This is a genomic window from Aquimarina sp. AWH4_224, assembly GCF_056160245.1.
This window is the reverse complement of the sequence record NZ_JBSWWU010000002.1, coordinates 14545-33559: the sequence shown is the minus strand read 5'-3', so window position 1 is coordinate 33559 and position 19015 is coordinate 14545. Positions and strand designations below refer to the sequence as shown.

The 19015-nt window shown below is 31.5% G+C and carries 19 protein-coding genes; 8 read left to right on the top strand and 11 right to left on the bottom strand.

The window, feature by feature from the left end:
* Positions 1-38: 38 nt before the first annotated feature.
* Both ACXAGJ_RS03565 and ACXAGJ_RS03560 read right to left on the bottom strand, forming a co-directional pair.
* On the bottom strand, positions 39-5069 hold the full coding sequence (locus ACXAGJ_RS03565) for a DUF5724 domain-containing protein (RefSeq protein WP_474837196.1): 5031 nt from the start codon (positions 5067-5069) through the stop codon (positions 39-41).
* A 13-nt stretch (positions 5070-5082) separates the two neighbouring features.
* On the bottom strand, positions 5083-5499 hold the full coding sequence (locus ACXAGJ_RS03560) for a hypothetical protein (protein WP_474837194.1): 417 nt from the start codon (positions 5497-5499) through the stop codon (positions 5083-5085).
* Positions 5500-5753: 254 nt separating this feature from the next.
* Here ACXAGJ_RS03560 and ACXAGJ_RS03555 point away from each other — a divergent pair, with 254 nt between their 5' ends.
* Positions 5754-6566: an endonuclease/exonuclease/phosphatase family protein gene (locus tag ACXAGJ_RS03555; protein WP_474837192.1), complete on the top strand. Its 813-nt coding sequence runs from the start codon at positions 5754-5756 to the stop codon at positions 6564-6566.
* A gap of 480 nt (positions 6567-7046) precedes the next feature.
* Here the strand turns inward: ACXAGJ_RS03555 and yidD are convergent, their stop codons facing one another.
* The 8 genes from yidD to ACXAGJ_RS03515 all read right to left on the bottom strand — a co-directional run bounded on the left by yidD (position 7047) and on the right by ACXAGJ_RS03515 (position 12374).
* Positions 7047-7334, bottom strand: a complete 288-nt coding sequence (yidD, locus tag ACXAGJ_RS03550) for a membrane protein insertion efficiency factor YidD (protein ID WP_474837190.1) — start codon at positions 7332-7334, stop codon at positions 7047-7049.
* Positions 7331-7570 carry a hypothetical protein gene (locus tag ACXAGJ_RS03545; protein WP_474837188.1) on the bottom strand — a complete coding sequence of 80 codons (240 nt, stop codon included), beginning with the start codon at positions 7568-7570 and terminating at the stop codon, positions 7331-7333. The genes yidD and ACXAGJ_RS03545 overlap by 4 nt, the downstream gene beginning before the upstream one ends.
* 108 nt (positions 7571-7678) lie before the next feature.
* Positions 7679-7849, bottom strand: coding sequence for a hypothetical protein (locus ACXAGJ_RS03540; protein ID WP_474837186.1), 171 nt, complete (start codon positions 7847-7849; stop codon positions 7679-7681).
* 71 nt (positions 7850-7920) lie between these two features.
* A complete protein-coding gene (locus ACXAGJ_RS03535) occupies positions 7921-9045 on the bottom strand; it encodes a hypothetical protein (RefSeq protein WP_474837184.1) in 1125 nt (374 codons plus the stop codon).
* Between the two features lie 113 nt (positions 9046-9158).
* Positions 9159-9329, bottom strand: a complete 171-nt coding sequence (locus tag ACXAGJ_RS03530; protein ID WP_473283763.1) for a YjzC family protein — start codon at positions 9327-9329, stop codon at positions 9159-9161.
* A gap of 186 nt (positions 9330-9515) precedes the next feature.
* Positions 9516-10184: a response regulator transcription factor gene (locus tag ACXAGJ_RS03525; RefSeq protein ID WP_474837182.1), complete on the bottom strand. Its 669-nt coding sequence runs from the start codon at positions 10182-10184 to the stop codon at positions 9516-9518.
* A 12-nt stretch (positions 10185-10196) separates the two neighbouring features.
* A complete protein-coding gene (locus ACXAGJ_RS03520; RefSeq protein ID WP_474837180.1) occupies positions 10197-12161 on the bottom strand; it encodes a tetratricopeptide repeat-containing sensor histidine kinase in 1965 nt (654 codons plus the stop codon).
* A gap of 48 nt (positions 12162-12209) precedes the next feature.
* Entirely contained in the window at positions 12210-12374 is a 165-nt protein-coding gene (locus ACXAGJ_RS03515; RefSeq protein ID WP_474837178.1) for a hypothetical protein, read from the bottom strand.
* Positions 12375-12757: 383 nt separating this feature from the next.
* On the opposite strand from ACXAGJ_RS03515, the gene ACXAGJ_RS03510 reads away from it, so the two are divergent.
* The 5 genes from ACXAGJ_RS03510 (at position 12758) to ACXAGJ_RS03490 (ending at position 16633) form a co-directional block, all read left to right on the top strand.
* Positions 12758-13498, top strand: coding sequence for a hypothetical protein (locus ACXAGJ_RS03510; protein ID WP_474837176.1), 741 nt, complete (start codon positions 12758-12760; stop codon positions 13496-13498).
* A 406-nt stretch (positions 13499-13904) separates the two neighbouring features.
* Complete coding sequence (locus ACXAGJ_RS03505; protein WP_474837174.1) at positions 13905-15188, top strand: tyrosine-type recombinase/integrase; 1284 nt, start codon at positions 13905-13907, stop codon at positions 15186-15188.
* Positions 15189-15555: 367 nt separating this feature from the next.
* The gene (locus ACXAGJ_RS03500; protein WP_474837172.1) at positions 15556-15780 is read left to right on the top strand and encodes a hypothetical protein; all 225 of its coding nucleotides are present in this window, start codon (positions 15556-15558) and stop codon (positions 15778-15780) included.
* Between the two features lie 100 nt (positions 15781-15880).
* Positions 15881-16288, top strand: a complete 408-nt coding sequence (locus ACXAGJ_RS03495; RefSeq protein WP_474837170.1) for a hypothetical protein — start codon at positions 15881-15883, stop codon at positions 16286-16288.
* A gap of 48 nt (positions 16289-16336) precedes the next feature.
* Positions 16337-16633 carry a hypothetical protein gene (locus ACXAGJ_RS03490; protein WP_474837168.1) on the top strand — a complete coding sequence of 99 codons (297 nt, stop codon included), beginning with the start codon at positions 16337-16339 and terminating at the stop codon, positions 16631-16633.
* A gap of 9 nt (positions 16634-16642) precedes the next feature.
* Here ACXAGJ_RS03490 and ACXAGJ_RS03485 read toward each other — a convergent pair whose 3' ends face one another.
* Positions 16643-16993, bottom strand: coding sequence for a hypothetical protein (locus ACXAGJ_RS03485; RefSeq protein WP_474837166.1), 351 nt, complete (start codon positions 16991-16993; stop codon positions 16643-16645).
* Between the two features lie 221 nt (positions 16994-17214).
* Here ACXAGJ_RS03485 and ACXAGJ_RS03480 point away from each other — a divergent pair, with 221 nt between their 5' ends.
* Entirely contained in the window at positions 17215-17454 is a 240-nt protein-coding gene (locus ACXAGJ_RS03480) for a hypothetical protein (RefSeq protein WP_474837164.1), read from the top strand.
* Positions 17455-18102: 648 nt separating this feature from the next.
* Positions 18103-18600 carry a hypothetical protein gene (locus ACXAGJ_RS03475; protein WP_474837162.1) on the top strand — a complete coding sequence of 166 codons (498 nt, stop codon included), beginning with the start codon at positions 18103-18105 and terminating at the stop codon, positions 18598-18600.
* Positions 18601-19015 lie beyond the last annotated feature (415 nt).

Below are 19015 nucleotides of genomic sequence, written 5' to 3'. Positions count from 1 at the left end.
ATTTCAATAGTAAAGAAAAATAAATTTTTTTCCTATTTCTAGCTATTGATCTGTGCCAAAATAGTTGGGTCTTTTATTTTATCATCTTCAGATAATAGCTTCATTTTAGAAATAATCTCAGCTGATTTTGGATCATCATCTATGAAAGGTAAAAATAATCTACCCCTATGCTGACTATGAACAGGTATGATAGACAACTTCAGGCCATTTTTACTTACCAAACCACTTCCTAAATGAATACTGTAATTAGAGAGTTTTCCATTTATAATTATATGACGTTCTTTTACAGCAACATTATCAGCGTTGAACAATCTCGCAGTTTCTCTGGCCAGTGCTGCACGCATTTCCATGGTTGAATGGCTTGCTTCAGGATCCACGCCACCAACATGAGCAACACTTACCACTAGGTCAATATCCCGCATTATTTCACTAAAAGTAACGGGATCAATTTCTTTTAGAGGAATTGGTTTGTAATCTTTTCGAGAATAAAAACTGATATACTCTAACGTAGGAGCTTCAATATCTGCTGGAGAAAACCAATCTGCCATGGCAAACATAGTTGCGATATATCCCTTTTTATGATATACCTTTTGCAATCCTTCTTCATGATTTACTGTCCACCCTCTTGATCTTAGTAATGCAATCGTCTTTTTAGGTTGTATTTGATGTCCCTGATATCTTTCAGACCGAGTAGCTGTCTCGATCTCATTTTGAGTTATGATATACAACTCTCTAAAAATCTGTTTAAATGGTTGAATTAGTTTATGATCAAAAGCATGTTTCTGGTATAAATCCCATTCAACATTTTCGTATAAATGTGAAGGGTGAGCGATTACGAAAGTATCGTCACTTTTAACTTCAATCTTTTTACCACCCAGATCTTCTAAATAACCTTCTTTCCAAAATCCGGACTTCTTATTCTTTTTATCAAATAAGACCAGTTTAGACAACATCGACTTTACAACAGGATGAAACATAATATTTACAATTTCCTCGGCACCAAATTCTTCTTCCTGTAACATTGCATTTTCCAAAGAAACTCGTGTTCTGGAATATTGCTTTTTTAAATAGGTCTTGTTCTTTTGTAGTTCAACTATTCTTTTGTCTTTCTTATATTTTGCGGGGATGGACTTTTGAGTTTTTCCATCCTTAGTGATTTTAATATCTGCTTTTCCATGTTCATCTACAACAAGCTCAAGGGTTACATTATCAATTTCTAAGACTGCCTTTTCCATGATCTTTTGGGTGGCTTGTCCTTCCATCGCCCAGGAAAACCGAATACTATCATCATACCCTGCATTACGGGCTAAGTTATCCAAGGCAATACTTACTGCATTTTTTTCACTTTCCTGTCTCTGAGCACCAAATTGCTTGCTTTCCTTTAAGAATTCCTGTAAGATATTATATCGGTTAAGTAGGTCTTTTTGTGGATTTGCTTTACTTAATGGAATTAATCCAAGAGCTCTAACATAATCTTTATCCCTTTTCTCATTTATTTTTGCAAGAGTTTCTCGAATCTTTACTTCTCCTAGCATTACACCGGAGTATAATTTTACTAAGCGGTGTCCATTACCATCGGAAATGTATTTTGCAGCATCGTGTAAGAGTTTCCAGTTTTGTTTGCCAACTCCTAGATATACATCGTGAAACCAATTAATATCTATGGCACCTTTGGCAAAATCCATTCGTTCTACATTGGAGTATCTTGAGATCAAGGTTTCTTTCTCGGCATTCATGTAATCTGCAGCATGGGCATGGAACCACCATATAGCATCTTCTAATTTTTTAATTCCTAAATGTTCTTCTATCCAATTAGCCCATTGTGGTGCGTATAGCGCCGTTTCAATCCATCTTTTTTTAGATATTTTGGATTCTTTAGCTTGCGAAAGGAAACCTGAAATTTCCTCGGTTTCATTAGGAATACACTTTTTGATCAGGCTGCTAAATGTATTTTTTCGGGAGTCATTTCCGCTCCAGAAGTACCCTCTATGGAATGTTTCTTTTCCTAATCTTCCCAAAAGCTTAAACAGATACGAACTTCCCTCTACTTTTCTAAAATGGTCCATATAAGAGGAAGCCTCAGTTGGAAGATCTCCACGTTCTAACTCAATATTCAAAAGGTTTTGTTTGATTTCATCAATCAATCTTGTTGGCAATTCTTCTTGTTCCAACATTTTTGTCCTGTAATCAAAACTACCATCTAATGCCCTAAAGAGTTCTGGATTTACCAAAATTTGATATTTAAGATCATCTTCATTAAGGAATCCTTTTTTAAACAAATCTACCGTGGTCCATACAGGGGGTGGAGTCGGTTTTATTGCATGTGGGTTGATTTGAGCAATAGCTTCCATATTTTCTGGAGTTTTTGGATGTATTAACTTACTTGCCAATAAGTACATTCTTAAATCCCAGAACCTCTCCATTAATTTTTTATTTACCTCTTGCCCTAATAATTCCAAATCAATTGCTGATACACCCATACCTAAATTCTCAACAATATCACACCAATGGGTCACTTCCTGATTCCAGTGATCTTTATGAACAATTTTGGTCTTTAATTGATCAGACATTCGGGCAATCATATCTTCCAATACATCAATTTTGAATTGGATGATGGTATTGTGATCGATATAGGCATCATACAAAAAACTTAATATTCTATGGATTTTTTTATTGATGCTATCCCATTTCCATGTATTGTCAAGTTTTAACCCTTTGAGATCGGGAATATATTGTTTTACAAACGGAATAAAGTGATTGTGTCTGGTAAAAGTTTCCGGAAAGTGATAACAATAATGAATCATAGCAAGCATTTCAAAATCATTGAGGCGAGATTGCTCGTACCATTTTTTCCAAACATCAGTCAATGGAACATACTTGATCTTTTCTTTTGGATCCATCTCATAGGCTTCAATATTCATTAAACTAATTGTGTTCCCTAGAAGTACAGTTTCTTTTACACCACTTGCATATACAGCCTCATATTCAAAGTTTTGATGATTTGTGAATATATCAACAAGGTCGTTTATGGCGTTCACCAATTTTTTATCATCGATTAAGTCTGCAAAGAGAAATCCTTGTTTTTGAGATAGTTTTGAAACGACACTTGATAGGAGGGATTTTTTGCCATTTTCAAAAATAATCTTAGGAGTCACCAGAGGTTTTAAATTCTTATAATCCACAGCACCAAACCCATTTTCAAAAGAGAATTCTTGATTGTTTTTAGTGAACTTGTCCAGGAAAACCTGTTCGTTTTTAGAAAGTTTGGGCTTTTTCTGATAGGTGTTTATTTTGTCAGTCACGAATTCTGACATGCGATTCTCATCATGCAACACTGTCAAAATCTCTAATGCGGCCAAGCGCTGGTCGATTTTAGAAGAATCGATAAGGGTAGTAGTGGTATTTTGTATTTTGTGCTGATTTTGTTGTAGTACTAAACGAATAATACTTTCTCGCAATATTTTACTTTTTCTGGATAGTAGATCTTCTAATACGTGCATATCATCAGCATTCAAATCCATGGATTCAAACAAGCGAATACCTGTTCCCATAACAGATTCATTTCTGTCTTTGATGGCTTGATAAGCCAAACCTCTTTTCCAGGGTTCTTTTTTAAGATCAATCTTAGGTGGTTTTTTATTATTACGGTAATTATAGGACCAGGTATAGTGATCTGGGAAGATCTTATTAAGAAATGTTTGTCTTTTTTCTGACGGGATCTTGCTAATATCCTCTGCCAACAACTTTGTTTGTTCTTTATTAGCATATTCTACCAGAAAATCATAAAAAAAGTCTGATTTGATAGTATATGATACCCAAGAGAAAATTTGACCTTGTATAGATTTTCCCTTTGTAGGTAAATCATCGCCGTATTGTTTAATTTTTTTAAATAACTGGTCATCTATACTAGGATTCTGAGGAACTGTTTGTAATATCCAAAAGTCAATCTCGAGGTCTTTTCCAAAATTAGGATTAATCCAATCCCAAATCTTGTGGTGTGTCCTTTCTGTTTGTGTGATGAACATGCATGCAAGTATTTTCTTGTCTTTTTTACCAGTATTGATAAGGTCAATGGCTTTTAAATTAGCTTGATCCACATCTTCTAATCCAATACACCACAAGGCAACATATACTTCAAGATTATCTTCGCTTTTTAAGGCATTTTCAATTAATGATTTGTCTTCAAAGAATAAAATACATAATTCCAACACCCTTCTTATGGTTGCGCTTTTTGGAGCTTCCCATCCAAAACCAAACCAGGTGTCAACAGCTCTTATGACACTACTAAAACGCATTAAGTTATGGTCTAAGATGACCTTTATAAAATACCGAAGTGCTCTAACCGAGGTTTCATCGAGTGATTCTAATATAGTTTGTCGTAACCCTTCTTGTCGCTGTGCAGCAAGTAAAAGATCTTCTACCAGTTTCCAATTTTTTGGACTATTAGTTAATAATAATCCTTTTACCAATGCCCTTGTTACGCCACCTATCTCGTCTTCTCCTTGAAAGATATCTCGAATGAGGGTATACAGATTTTCTGAATGTTCTTTGCTACTTAAAGCCGCGGCAAATAGATACGCATTATTACTATAATAGGCTTCGTTGTATGCATCATATTGGGCAAGCTCCATAATCGTAAGTCCAGCATATCCTAAAGTTCCTGTTTGGTATAAATTCTGAAAATAGGTTATCTTATTTACTGTGTAGTCCTCATTTGGTTTGGAGCGGAATGACCTTCTATTATAGCTATTTTGATAAGGGGCGATAAGGATTAAATCCCAAACTTGTGAGATAAAATGAACTTGTGTCTCTCCAAAAAGAAGTTTAGCTAGTTTTTTACCCTCTGATTTTTTCCATGGATTTACTAAAGGATCCTTCCCGAATTGTTCAGTAAAGGGTTTGACATTGATCTTATATGAATAATAGCTTCTTTTATACTTTTCATGTAATTGGGTTGTAATTAACCCAAGAATTCTATATTTTTCACTAAAACTGTTAAGATCACTAATTTTTACTTTGGGTAATTTCTTACTTTCTATATAAGCTTGGGCTTGCTCCTTTTTTATCATAGTTTTTCGTGTTTTACCAATAAGTGCCTGTTAAAAATGTCATTCTTAAAAAAGTAATGGTGCTATCGGGGCTGAGTATAATAGGATTATCCAGTGATTGGATCTCTTGATCATCAATAAATACTAAAAACTGTCCATCTTTATAGCCTTGTAGTGCTATTTCGATACTTTGTTCGAAACTTGCCTTGTCGAGGTTATGTATATCGCCAAAACTTATTTTGCCGGTTTTAGACTGTTCTTGGATCTCAGACGGTGTCAAAAAAGGGAGTAAATGATTGTGCTCTCTTTCTTTATTAAAACGATTAACTTCACTTTTTACACAGGCTGTAATCAAATCTTGCAAGGTATTAATGGTACCCGTTATTGAGATGTTAGTAGTGTGTACTTTCTTTTTTCCTAGGCGTTTCAGGCGGATGGTAAGTTCTTGCATTTCATTATGCTATTTGTCCTCATAAAACTAGAGAATTTTGATCTACAAACTTATTTTTATTAAAAATTATTCTATTCCCGAGCTCAATATTGAAATTGTTGAGATTGTTTCTGTATGTTTTTTTGTTCTTGACTACAAATAGTAAGTGTCAAGAAAAGATGAAATGTTACCTTTTTTGGAGTATTACAGAAATTCTCAATGGCTTAGGAGTCTTTTTTAATAAATTTGAGAGTAACCTTCTAAGACCATAGTAAATGAATAAGATAATACTCATATTTCTTCTTTTTGTACAGAATGTTTTACTATCCCAAATTGACACAATCAAACTTGTTTCATGGAACATTAGAGATTTAGGACAGACAAAAAATACCGAGGAGTTAGAGCAAATAGCCGATGTAATTAGGCATGTTGATATTGTGGCTATTCAAGAAGTTGTAGCAGGTTATGGTGGAGCGCAAGCTGTTGCAAGGTTAAGTGATATATTGAATAGAAAAGGTGACAAATGGGACTATATAATAAGTGATCCTACAAATAGTCCTCCCTATATGACAGAACGATATGCATTTATTTGGAAGACGAAATATATTAAAATTAAAAATAGAGGAAGATTATTAAAGGAACTAGATACAGAGCTTGATAGAGAGCCACTATTAATTGATTTTTATATTAACCGAAAAAAAATTACGATAATTAATTTTCATTCACGTCCTTTTAAAAAAGATCCTAAACCTGAAATTAAAAATTTATCAACATATATAATAGATTCATTACAAACACCTCTTATTTTGACAGGTGATTTTAATACTAATGAAAATCACAATGTATTTTTATCGCTAAAAAATAAAGGGTTTAAATCGACGGTGCAGGATACAAAGACTACCTTAAAGTGGTCTTGTACGGGGGGTAACTACCTTAATTATGCTATTGACAATATTTTTTATTCCGAGAAAATTTTAAAAATTAAAGGAAAAGTTATTGATTTTGTAAAGCTATGTGATCATCTTAATGAAGCTAGGAAGCTTTCAGATCATTTGCCAGTTTACTTAGAATTTCAATTAAAAGAATGATTTAGAATCTTAAAAACCCCTTCTTATTTTTCGATTTATCATCTTTTCCCTAATCAGGAATGCAATCTGATACCAACATATTTACTGAGTTTTCTGTTACAGCATCAATAACATGTCCAAATATATTTTGAAGTTTTGATGACCTTCCTCCTAAAATAGTTCCTCTTCCTAGTTGATCATGAAACAGTTCTTTACCTTGTATATGTTTCCTTGGTTTATTATTAACAGTATAGATCTGTAATTAGAAATGGTATAACATCTTTGAGGGGATAATTCCCTTTGATATTTGAATTAACATAACCCTCCATATTAACTGGGGTTTCTAAAAAAATGATTTTTTCTAAATCTGTTTTTTCTGAAGGGGCTTTTTATAAGGAGTAAATTCATATTTTAAAAATTTTGAGTTACAACGTATAATTGACAGGGTAATTAGACTGAACAACAATAGCTTTATAAATATGCTGTTTTCGTTATTGGTATTCATAAGTGTTTAGATTTTAAGATTCTAGTTGCGATTTCTGTAAAAGGGAATAATTCATTGTTAGCAGAAATCAACATTTTTGTATTATTGATATAGATGATATTGTAACCAGGTCTACAGTTTTTGTATCTATACCGTAAAGCTATAATACCCTTGCTTAGACCTTTTTCTTTAGTGATATCAAAGACATAATGAGAACAACTTTTTTTAAAAATGCATTTTCTTCGTTTTGATTTAGGAATGAGCACCCAATACATTTGAATAATGGTTAAAAGGAAAATTCTCATTCTTTTATTTTAGAAAAAACTACCATTTGTCTAGAGGTTGTATAACCAGGTCTTCCACCAAATCCAAAACATCCACTTTCGGGTTGTACAAATGTGGTAACACTCTCTAATCGAATGTATTTCCACCCATAATTTGAGTGGTGTTTAATAATTTCTTCTAATTGTTCTGCAACTTGTTTTGAGGCAACTTTATTTTGAGTTACAGATGCCACAAATGGGATTACTTTATATTCCATAGTTGATTATTTTAGTTATAATCAAAGCTAAGGAGTAAGCAAATCAATCTATTACGTAAATTCGTAATCACTAAAAAAAAGAGCAATATAAAACTGCTCTTTTCATAACTAATTAGAAGTATTAGTCCTCCCAGCCACAAAGAGTTCTACCCATTTCCCTGGCTTTTGATATGGAAACTTCATAAATTTTGGTAGAGCATCTAGATAATCCTCTACAATCCTTTCTATAATGATATCTTTTACTATTTTTCCCTCTACATATGTAAACCTTAGGATCATTTTGATACCCTACTAACATTAAAGAAAACAGTAGGAGTATAGACTTTATGCTATTTATTTGAAGAAGAGATTTATTCAACAGGAATCCTAATTTTATTTTCCGAAACATTCATTCTAATTTTATCTAATGTAACAAACTTGGGTTGCTGTATTTCTTCTTCATAAGGTATATCTTTCCATACTTTATGAATTTGAGCAACTATGATTTTGATATCAACATCAATGCCTTTGGTAAAATTATCATTGTATAATTCAATTGTAAAACCTCCTTGTAGTAATTCGATATTTCTTCCAGAATCTGAAGTTCCATTACCATTGTTAAACACATAGGTATCATCATTTTTTTGTGTCATGAATTTGTAATGAACATTATCTCCTAAATTTGTATTACTAAATAAAGAAATTCCGGTTATTGCTAATTTAGACAAAGCTTCATAACCCGTCACTACTCCTAAAATATTTAGACCTTCAGATATATTATCATTTACAGCGTTATAATCTTGCTTAGCTTGTTGCCCAACACCTAACCAATGTGACCAGGCTATTACTTCTATAGACTCATAAGGATGCTGAGCATTAGGAATATATTTGTTTTTGGGGAGGTACACATTGATAAGGGAATATTGGGATTTACCTATTGCTGTTTCTGAATGTACACGTTCACTCTTGGATAATAAATTGGTAAAAATTGTATCAATCTTGACTAATTGTTTTTTAGTTTTCTTTATAATTTTAGGGATGTAACCAACAAGGCTATCTTCTTGATACCTTGTGTATGTGGTGTCACGGATAGTCTTCCATTTCCAATTAGTATTAAAGTTTTTGGTTTTAGGGCTTATTGGAACTCTTTTGATAGAATACTTAAAAATTCTATTCGTCAAAGAACTATTATAAAATCGAAACTTGTAAACGCCTTTATTTTTTATTGTGATTCCCTTATTATTTAACCTTGTCACTTTGTATTCTGAAAATAGAGTTTGATTTGGTAATGATACAATTTCAAGCTCTTTAAGGTGTTTTCCTTTAATCATTTCAAAATCAAAAATGATTTCGTCCCCTTTCGTAAAACTATAGTAGATTTCTTTTGTTTGATCGAAGGAAAGTTTAACTGTTTCAGTTGTTATATGGATGGGAGTCTCTTGATTATAAACAGAAATAGCTTTTAATAAGAATAATAAAAATATAGTTTTTTTCATCTATTGTTTTTAATGTAGATTTTAAGATTAAGGTGTTTCAAGAGTTTAGCTTGTTCTTGCAACAAGCTAAACTCAATAAATGGTTAATCGCTAATTAATTGATGATTTTAGGTCTAGGCATAAGCGATTAACTTCCAAACAACACTTTTGTTATCATAAGGAGGAAAGGTTTCTCCTTCGGTTAAAGGGATTGTTGTAGATGGATTACTTTGAGATTCCCATACTCCTGATTCTGGACATTTTTCTCCTGTCTTTCTTGTTGTTCCTAACGGTACTTTTGCCATAATTTTAAATTTTAAAGTTATTATGTTTCAAACTTAAAACCGTTGCATTACAATTCCTTACGAATATTCGTAAGGAAGAAATGTTTTACAAATGATAGGTGATTAAAATAATAACACCTCACATTTTACTATATGAGGTGTTAATTATCTTTTTAATTTGAATTACGATATCTTTTTCAGTTTTTATTATAAAAAACCAAGATCTTTGACCATGGCAATTAAGTGAGTTGTGTTTTTTGCTTTAAAATCATCAAATAACTTTCCTACTTTTTTATCTATAGTGCTTTCACTATTGGGAGACTTTTTTTGCTGCTTTAATTTCTTTGAAATTTCCTTTTTTGTAAGCCCATTTGCTAATTCTTTTAAAATCAGAATGTCAAAATCATCAAGGTTGATAGTGTTATTTTTATTCAATTTACCTGATAGTTCAGAAGGAATGTAGATGTTGTCTAAATATACTTGTTGAAGGGCTGATGTTAATTGTTTTATAGAATCTTGACCTTTGCATACATAACCGTTTATTTCCTGCTTATCAAAAAGTGTACTAACTTTATCGGGTTTAGTTTCTTGGGAATAAACTATGGTTTTAATACTTGGCTGTATTTTTTTGATCGCATCAATAAGTTCTATTCCATTTTTAGGGTTTCTTTCTCGATGGTCTTTTTTGAATGAGAGGTCGGTGATCAACAATTCAAAAGGCTGATCATCCTGATGTGCTTTCCTAAATTTGAGATAAGCATCATAACAATATTGAGTATCACAAATATTTGGAATACCTATCTTTTCTTTTAGGTGATTGACTATACCTTGATTGGCAAACTCATAATCCTCTGCAATTAATATTTTTTTGAACATATTATATCCTTTTTAACTCAAAATCTGTATTTTGACTTTGAAGCCATTTTCCTTTTCTAGATCAAATATAATTGTTCCGTTAATGGCTCGAATACGCTTTTCCGTATTCCGAAGTCCATTTTTATGCTCCATACTTTTTTTAGAAGCCCCAATACCATTATCTGAATATGCAATGGTAAGTTTATTTGCTTGTTGAGTAAATGTAATACCAACAAGCGTTGCTTCACTATGTTTTTCCATATTAACCATTAATTCCTGCAAAACCTGATATAAGGTGATCTTAATGGCTTTGCTCATTTTTTGCCAATTAACAGTATAGAAGTTTCTTAGTACTAATCTAGTATGATCAGAATTAAAACTATCAAGCATACTATAGAGTTGAATGTCGTATTCCCCTTCTATGTCAAACCCACTATATTCTTGTGAGATATCTCGTGCTTTATCATAAATTTCGTTTAATTTTTTGAGAATTATAGGGTCTGTGGGATCATTTTTAACCTGCATCATAACCTGGAATACATTATTGCCAAGGTCGTCATGGATTGTTTTAGAAATTTGAGTCTCCACCTCATAAGCAGTTTCAACTACCTTAATTTTCGCTTCTTGCTGACTACGTCTAATACGTTGTATTGAAAAATACAAAACAAATATGATTCCTATTATTAAAACTGTAATACCAAAACTGTATTGTATATTTTTATTTTTTTGCTTTAAGATCTCTGATTCTTTTTTAGAATTTTCCTCGCTGAGTTTTTCATTCTCATATTTAGTAACAGCATATACTTCTTTATTACTTTGATTAATTCGCTTTAGTTTTTCATTTACTTTATGATAAACTTTAGCTTCTTGATTAGTATTTTCTTTTAACTGGAAAACAAAACCTAATGCCTCTAAAATGGCAGTCATACTATTTCTTTTTTTGGCATTTTGATAAGCATTTTCAGCATATAGCAACGACTTTTCTTTATCAATATTAAAATAATATTTTGTAAGATGAATATTACTTGCAATTAGTCCTTGTACATCATTAAGACCTTCCCTAATAGATAATGCTTTTTTTAATAAGGAATCGGACTGAGTATTATTTCTGTTTTCAAGCCACTTTATATGACCTAAATTACTAAGTACTCGAGCATATTCTTTTTTACTTTTTAACACAATAGAATCCGACAACAGTTGATAAAGAACAGAGATTGATTCATTGTATTTTTTCTGATCTGCTAAAATATTAGCTCTTGAATTCTTTAACTTTAGAAAGTTATTCTTTCCAATCTTATAAATTAATAAAGAATCTGTTCTTAAACCTAGTGCTTTTGAGTTGTATTCAAGAGCTTTTTTATAATTTTTTTGAGCACGATAGGAAATCGAAATATTAAGATATAGCCCAGACAGTTTTTTTAGTTCTGAGCTATTTTTCAAATATTTTAATCCATCAATTGCAGTCGTTTTACTTCCTATGAAGTCACCTAAACTCTTTTGGATGTTTGCCATATACAGTAAACTATTGCCAGCAGAGACACTATCTTTAATTTTTCTAGATAATTTAAAAGCTTCATCATGATATTTAAATGCTTCGATTAGTTGATTGTTATTTTTATGATATATTCCTAGCTTAGTTAATGCTTTTTTAACATATAAACTATCGTGGTTTTTTTCTGACAAATCATGTAATTGGTATGAATATACAATTGCACTATCATACATTTGTGCTTTACCTAATAACCAAGTTTTTTGCAGTAATCCTTTATAAATTAATGAGTCCTGTCTATAACAATAAACACCGTTAAGATATTTGTCTAAATTCTTCAATCTATCAGAAATCGTTAAAGATGTATTATTGCTAGCGTTATAATAATTTTGAAGATTACCTAGTGATTCTTTTAGTTGGCTTTTATTGTTTTTTATTTGAGGCGAAGCAATCTGAATTACAAGTAAACAAAAAATAAAAAAGAAGGATTTAACAGAAATTTGTTTCATCCTTCTAATTTAAAAATAAAAAAAGTCAATATTTAAGAAATGATTATATTATTGACCTCCTCCTTCATCTTCTTCTTCGATTTCCGGGTCTTCACCTTCAGTAGCTAATACATTTGTATATACTTCTTCGGATTCTTCCAGATTATCAATAGAGCAAGAAGTAAGGTTCATGCTCATAAAAAGAGCTAATATTATATAAAATAAAGTTTTCATTTTTTTCAAAATTTTCACATTAAACAAAGTGGATGCTGTCCGGGGATTTGGCCCAGATATGTTTGCTTTGCAGCATCCGTTAGAAAAGGGAGTACTCCTTTGTTTTTTGGAAAGTGAAAATTCCCAGCAGTCACATTTAGCTACTTTCCAATTGGCTGAATACCAACTGCATTACGGATTTTCGTAATAACTAGTTTTGTACATTTACTATGTTAGCATGACATCGTAATAACTAGCTGTTGAGACAAATGTATTAGATAGTTTAGGAGTTAGTATAGCCAAAAGTTAGACTTGTTTTAACCAAGTTTTAGACACTTGTAAACATTAGGTTTTCGACGGGATTGTCTAACATTTGACTAACAGATTTTTTTAGATTTTTAGTAATGGATCAGAAAATTGTAGGTAGAATTGTTAAGGAAATGTTTGAAAAAGCAAAAAAGGGAAGCGCTTCTCATACGAAGTATGCATTATCAAGTTATATCTCTAAAGAAATGAATGAGGTTTTTGGTTATAGAACGCCTGAAAGAGCCTATGAAAAATATATTGAAGGTAAAAAAAGAAGTAACCCTAATGGAGATAGTGTTGATTTATTCTGTAAATACCTTGGGTATGAAGATTATAAGGAATACGTCGAAAAGAATAGTAATATTACAACAGAACCTAAACCGCCAATAAGGCTTTATATTAAGATATTTGTAGGGGTTAGTGTATCCATAGTACTATTAATGTTTATAGGTTCGTTAGTGAAAAAAGATGGTACTAAAATTAATAATTCAAGTAAATGTATGGCTTGGGTGAATGATCATTATGAAGAAATATCTTGTGATCTCAATTTTCACCCTAAATCTGGGGAAAAGATAAAACCTTACGATCCCAAGTTAGTTACCAATTTTAAAAAAATTGAAGTGACTATACTAACCAAGTTTTTCTCTGAAGAAACTCGTGAACCTTTAATATGGTATTATAAGAATAAGAAAGGAGAGATAGAATATTTTACAGCATCCGGATTACACCCAACCACAGGAAAAACCTTAGATGAAATTACTCCATATATTATAGAGAAATATGTTCCTAAGCACATATATAAGCCAAATTCTTTTATAAGTAATGATGAGAAAAATTAGAGATAGGAGATGTTTTGAATTTTGTATGGATTTTAAATAGAACTTAAAAAAACATGAAATAACAACAGTTTTGGCTTGTTGAGTTTAAAGATATTGTATGCAAATCATATGCACATTAAAAAAGGCTTTGTGAGATTAAACTCTACAAAGCCTTTTGTTTAAAGGTGGTCCCACTTGGGCTCGAACCAAGGACCCCCTGATTATGAGTAACTTCTTAATCAAATCTTATTTAAACTACAAAAGACTTATATGTTTGATAATCAAAAACAAAGGAAAAGTAAGATCTTAATAGGGTTTTAATAAAACCATTTAAAACCGAAAAAAGTGGGCAAAAAGTGGGCAAAAAAACTTTTGTAATTGTCTCGTTACATGTAACTTAGACATTCAATAAATACAAATTTTATTTATGGCTAAAGTCTTCTTTTTTCTCGATAAAAGAAATAATAATTCAGATAAATTTCCAGTAGTATTAAGGGTAAGTCATCAAAGAAAAAGAAAGGATTTAAGAACTCCCTATATGGTTTCTAGTAAACTATGGAATGAAAAGCAAAAGGTATTTAAAAGCTCTTATCCAAATTCTGTAAATGCAAATGCTAGATTGAGTAAGCGAATTAGTGTAGCGAAAGAGGTGATATCTGATTGTGAACCTTTTTTGAAAGAGATGTCCGTTGGCAAGCTTGCGGGTCTAATTCAAGAACGAATAGATGAAAAAGGGAAAGACAAACTTAATGAGATAATAAAAACCAAAATAATTAGTAATACTCGATTACAGGAATATAGCAAAATAGTAATTAAAAGGTATAGAGACGCCAAACGTTTTGGAATGGCCAATGCTATCGAAGATGCAGTTGTAGCGGTTGTAAAGTTTAATGATGATAAGGATCCTTTACTTTCTGATATTGATGAAACATTTTTGGAAAATTTAGAAGCTTATTATTTAAATAAAGGAAATACATTAAATGGTCTAGGAGTACGATTAAGATCAATAAGACGAGTCTTTAATTTAGCAATTAAGGATAGTAGCACTGAAATTAACATAGAGGATTATCCTTTTGGCAAGAATGGATATTCTATAAAACAACAACGTACCAAAAAAAGAGCGGTAGGTTTAGATATAATTGAAAAAATAAAAAATCTTAAATACCCAGAGGATTCTGCACTATGGCATCATAAGAATTATTTCCTGTTCAATTTTTATATGCGTGGGATGAATTTTATGGATATGGCCTATTTGAAAGTTGGGTCCATAAATAAGGGTAGACTTCAATATAAACGAAGAAAAACTAGAAGAGGTAATAATGTCAAAGAGTTTGATATTTTGATTCCTAAAGAGATAATAGCTATGCTCGAATTTTATACCAAAGGAAAGTCAAAAAACGATCTTGTTTTTCCAATTCTATCTGATGTTATACATACAGAATCCGATAAAAGAATTCATGAAGTATATAGTAGTAGATTAAAAAATCACAATAGAAGATTAAACACAATTAGCAAGGAATTAGGATTGAGTACTAAACTCACAACTTATGTCGCCCGGCATACATTTGCTACTGCAGGTTTACATAAAGGTGTTTCTAAGGCCCAAATAGGAGACATGCTCGGTCATACCAACTATTATACAACTGAAGCCTATTTTGCAGATTTTGAAAATCAAGTTTTGGATGAGGCCGCAGAGAAGATTTTCGAATAACAATTGTTTTGTTGATTTGTAATCTTATTTGAATTTGACAAAGCCAGATAGGAGTAAAGTTTTAAGAGTATTTCAAGGCCAGTCATCCAGAAATAACCCAAAACTATTTTGATAAACTCAGTAAAAATGTTTCGATATGTTTATTTAGTTTTGATTTGTATGTTAATGTTTAGAAAAAAATACGAGGTAAACCCGTAATAAGAATTTGTTACTTTTTGTTTACTTTGCTTAAGTAACTAATATGACTAGCTTTACCCCAATTGTCATAAACCAGAAAGATATGTTTAGATTTTAAATCTTTGTTTCAATTATATTTTAACTAATCTATAATTGGTATTTTTAGTTAATAACCATATAGATTATTCGAATGAACAAAGTATTTTATTTTTTAGCAGTATTGTTTTTTGGTTTGATTTTGAGCAGTTGTGAACAAACAGATTTAAGTGATGAAATCGGAATCAAACTCGCCATTAATAAAGAAGATGTCGAACCACCAGGGGGACAAGGTAGTGAATCAAATTCAGAAGAAACATACCTTCAGAAAATCGATAAAGGAAACGTGGAGCCACCAGGAGGACAAGGAGGTAAATGATATTGATTATAGCAAAAAAGTTGATAAACTTTATCTAATAGAGAGAACCGGATATTTCTTGATCTTGGCTAGTGGGCTACTCCCGTTTTTACATTCATTTGTGAAATTTGAAAAGCTAGAAGAAAAATTATTTGGTTTTACTAGTGTACAATCTTTTTTATACTCATTCGGGGTGCATCTTAGTATTTTGTTTTTGACAATAGGTGTGCTCCTTGTGATCTCTCCTGTTTCCAGTCCGCAAAAATACAAAGCAGTACAGCATCATTTAAAATACGCTTTAATTTCTCCATTTATTTCGGCAATTTTCTACGCTTCTTGGGTGTTTATTCCAAATGTAAATTATGACTTGCTGGCTTATGTTTTCTTGTCTTTATTCTTATGTGTCATTTCTGTACTGATCTATAAAAAAATCAGCAATTACATTGAAGCTCTTAAGGTGCTGAGTAAACACAAAGAAACGGTACTAAACAACGGACTAAGTTATCTGAAAACTAAGCTTAAAAATTAAACCGCTTGGAAAGAAAGGACTTTATTCAATACAAAGGCGAGCCCAAAAATGTTATACAGGATAATAAAAAGAGTAAGGAATCACAATGATTTTGTGTCCAAACATAAGAAAGGCGAGATTAGTAATGAGGAATTTGAAAGCTTTTTGATTGATGAAATCGAATATCTAGAACGAGATCTTGAAGAAAAATTAAACGAGAAACTTCTAGAAGAAGAAAAAAGGCTTTTGAGGACTATTACTATAATTCGTAAAATTATTGAAGAAAACGATATTGAAAAATCTGAACTGATAAATTTGATTCACTCCGAGTTTAATTCCTTATACCTGAAAAAGTACATCTTGTAGATTCCATTTTTAAGACTTGGATTTAGTGCTATAAATTCTGTCTATTAATTCCGGAAGTTTATCGTTGAGCATTATAAGTGCATGTCGCTCAATCATTTTTCTGATTTTTGGTATTGCCATGAGTTCATCTTCATATTCAAGTACAGCATTAGCAAGATCATTTAGTTGATTTTGAGGTGTAAAACTATTCTTTTTGTCACTATCAAAATCCTCAACAAAAGGCTCTCCAATTCCTTTAAGTAGCCAATTATAATCTACATAAGGAACTACTTCACATATCTCTTTTGCAAAATCCGGAGTAATATCATTTCTACCTTTAATGATATGATCCACTTTAGTACTGGCGGAAAGTCCCAACATTTTAGTAGAAAATTTGTTTTTCGAAACTTTTAAATGATCAATAACAAATAAAATTCTTTCCCCAGGAGTCATAATTAGTGTGCGTATGATAAGATTTTAAAAATCTTTAGATTTATTTTGAAATGTTTAGATTTGTTTTGTATATTTGGATATGTTTAGGCTTATTTGGTATATCGACCTGCAAATTTACCAAATAAAATTACAAAAAATTGATCAATTAAATGAAGTTACCAGAATTGGCTCATGCGATACGAAAAGAACTTAACACCAATGAAATTAAAGAGGCGGCAAAAGAATTTGGGTTATCTCATTTTTACTTTACGCAAAAAATAAAATCAGTTGATACTAGCAAACAGGAATTATTAAGAGCTGTAGAGTGTTTACTTAAGATTCATAACGATAAAAATGAAAGAGTTCAGATGCTTTATCAGCAATTTTTGAATGCATACGACAATGAATAAAATAGAAAATACATTAACCTTAAAAATCAACTTTCTAATATGGAGACTTTTGCTTTAGAAAAAAGCAAAACAGAAAACGTTTTGTTTGCCACAAATTTTACAGCTACCAGCATTAAAGATAATCAAAAGGCAATAAGAAAATATAACAAAATAATTGCCGAGCTAGAATCAAAAAGTGTGTATGAAACCTTAGAGATCAGCGAAAAATTAAGGATACAAAATACGATTATTGCCTTTCTACAAACAAGACTCTACCCGTACCCCCAAATTGTTGCCTTCGTTGTTAAACTGATAAACAATAGAAAACCTAAAGACAGGGATATCAGGACAAGTTAAAACCCCTTAAGGTTCAATTCCTTTATTGATTTAAGTTAGCATAGCATAATAGAAAACATACCCAAAATGAAATTGCCTTACAACAATACAGTTTAGTTTGTGTACCCCATTAGCAAAGAGATATCTGGCATTTTTTAAGGAGATAGACCATACTTTGAAATCGCTATTTTGGCTCGTCAAGTTTCTGCCTGTTTTTTAGTGAACACCCCATTTGTTATTATTTCAGAGTATTGAAGAAAAGTGCCAGTATATCTTCTTTAAATACTATCGTCATATCCTATGCATATTACTAATCTATAACCCTTTTAGTATATGACTACTTATCAGGATAAAATTTTAAAGAAATGCGTGAAGCAATTTGATGGCATGACTAAGATCGATGCCTATGATATTCTCTATAAAATAGAATCATTACTTATCGAAGAGAGTTCTCCCATTGAATATAAAAGTATAGAAAGGACTATTGAAAAGGCGTATGACATTAAAAATGTATTACCAGTGGGTAGTCATTCATATTGTTATTTGGAGGATCAATGTCATTATATGCAGATCTATACCTTTAGATCTGAGTACCCAACTTTTCTTGGGGGAGAGCGCACCTATTTTACCATTTATAATAATTATCAGATGATGCCTTTTGATAACAAAGCAGTTAAAGAGGCTTTTAAGGATACTAACATTGGTTATATCCTTGATGATTTTCTAAAGGACAATCATGTAAAGAAGCGAAATACGAAAACCAATCGATTTGTTTTGTTGGAGTTATTTGATCAGATCGATCTGCCTTATAAAATGGTAGACTCCAAATAAATAGAGTAGCGCATAATACTATCAAAGTAAGTCTTAAGAAAAGTAAACTTTAACCCCTATTTCTATGATTACAGATTTTTTATATGATGATATCGTTCCTTTTCTGGATTCCCCGATCCCAGATCCATAACTCTACTTATGCTTTTTGTAATGCTGGGTGTTTGAGTTTTTTTTACTAGTTGTGGTTTAATGTGGTCTATTAAGGGACTTGCTTACTATCTAAAAAAACAAGACTAACTGTGCCAGTGATCTAGTAGATTGTTCCTTTTGTCGAAAAGGGTATTTTTCCCCTAATAATATAAGAGAGAATACATTAGGTTTGCACGCGAAAACAAAAAAGAAACCCAAAATAAAATTTAAGATTACGATGCAAGGACTATCCCCTTTTATAAAGACTACTCTGTCTGCACCAGTG

What these genes read in the sequence shown, in the direction of transcription:
- ACXAGJ_RS03565 (WP_474837196.1), bottom strand. Translation starts at nt 5,069, where the DNA reads ATGATAAAAAAGGAGCAAGCCCAAGCTTATATAGAAAGTAAGAAATTA.
- ACXAGJ_RS03560 (WP_474837194.1), bottom strand. Translation starts at nt 5,499, where the DNA reads ATGCAAGAACTTACCATCCGCCTGAAACGCCTAGGAAAAAAGAAAGTA.
- ACXAGJ_RS03555 (WP_474837192.1), top strand. Translation starts at nt 5,754, where the DNA reads ATGAATAAGATAATACTCATATTTCTTCTTTTTGTACAGAATGTTTTA.
- yidD (WP_474837190.1), bottom strand. Translation starts at nt 7,334, where the DNA reads ATGAGAATTTTCCTTTTAACCATTATTCAAATGTATTGGGTGCTCATT.
- ACXAGJ_RS03545 (WP_474837188.1), bottom strand. Translation starts at nt 7,570, where the DNA reads ATGGAATATAAAGTAATCCCATTTGTGGCATCTGTAACTCAAAATAAA.
- ACXAGJ_RS03540 (WP_474837186.1), bottom strand. Translation starts at nt 7,849, where the DNA reads ATGATCCTAAGGTTTACATATGTAGAGGGAAAAATAGTAAAAGATATC.
- ACXAGJ_RS03535 (WP_474837184.1), bottom strand. Translation starts at nt 9,045, where the DNA reads ATGAAAAAAACTATATTTTTATTATTCTTATTAAAAGCTATTTCTGTT.
- ACXAGJ_RS03530 (WP_473283763.1), bottom strand. Translation starts at nt 9,329, where the DNA reads ATGGCAAAAGTACCGTTAGGAACAACAAGAAAGACAGGAGAAAAATGT.
- ACXAGJ_RS03525 (WP_474837182.1), bottom strand. Translation starts at nt 10,184, where the DNA reads ATGTTCAAAAAAATATTAATTGCAGAGGATTATGAGTTTGCCAATCAA.
- ACXAGJ_RS03520 (WP_474837180.1), bottom strand. Translation starts at nt 12,161, where the DNA reads ATGAAACAAATTTCTGTTAAATCCTTCTTTTTTATTTTTTGTTTACTT.
- ACXAGJ_RS03515 (WP_474837178.1), bottom strand. Translation starts at nt 12,374, where the DNA reads ATGAAAACTTTATTTTATATAATATTAGCTCTTTTTATGAGCATGAAC.
- ACXAGJ_RS03510 (WP_474837176.1), top strand. Translation starts at nt 12,758, where the DNA reads ATGGATCAGAAAATTGTAGGTAGAATTGTTAAGGAAATGTTTGAAAAA.
- ACXAGJ_RS03505 (WP_474837174.1), top strand. Translation starts at nt 13,905, where the DNA reads ATGGCTAAAGTCTTCTTTTTTCTCGATAAAAGAAATAATAATTCAGAT.
- ACXAGJ_RS03500 (WP_474837172.1), top strand. Translation starts at nt 15,556, where the DNA reads ATGAACAAAGTATTTTATTTTTTAGCAGTATTGTTTTTTGGTTTGATT.
- ACXAGJ_RS03490 (WP_474837168.1), top strand. Translation starts at nt 16,337, where the DNA reads ATGTTATACAGGATAATAAAAAGAGTAAGGAATCACAATGATTTTGTG.
- ACXAGJ_RS03485 (WP_474837166.1), bottom strand. Translation starts at nt 16,993, where the DNA reads ATGTTGGGACTTTCCGCCAGTACTAAAGTGGATCATATCATTAAAGGT.
- ACXAGJ_RS03480 (WP_474837164.1), top strand. Translation starts at nt 17,215, where the DNA reads ATGAAGTTACCAGAATTGGCTCATGCGATACGAAAAGAACTTAACACC.
- ACXAGJ_RS03475 (WP_474837162.1), top strand. Translation starts at nt 18,103, where the DNA reads ATGACTACTTATCAGGATAAAATTTTAAAGAAATGCGTGAAGCAATTT.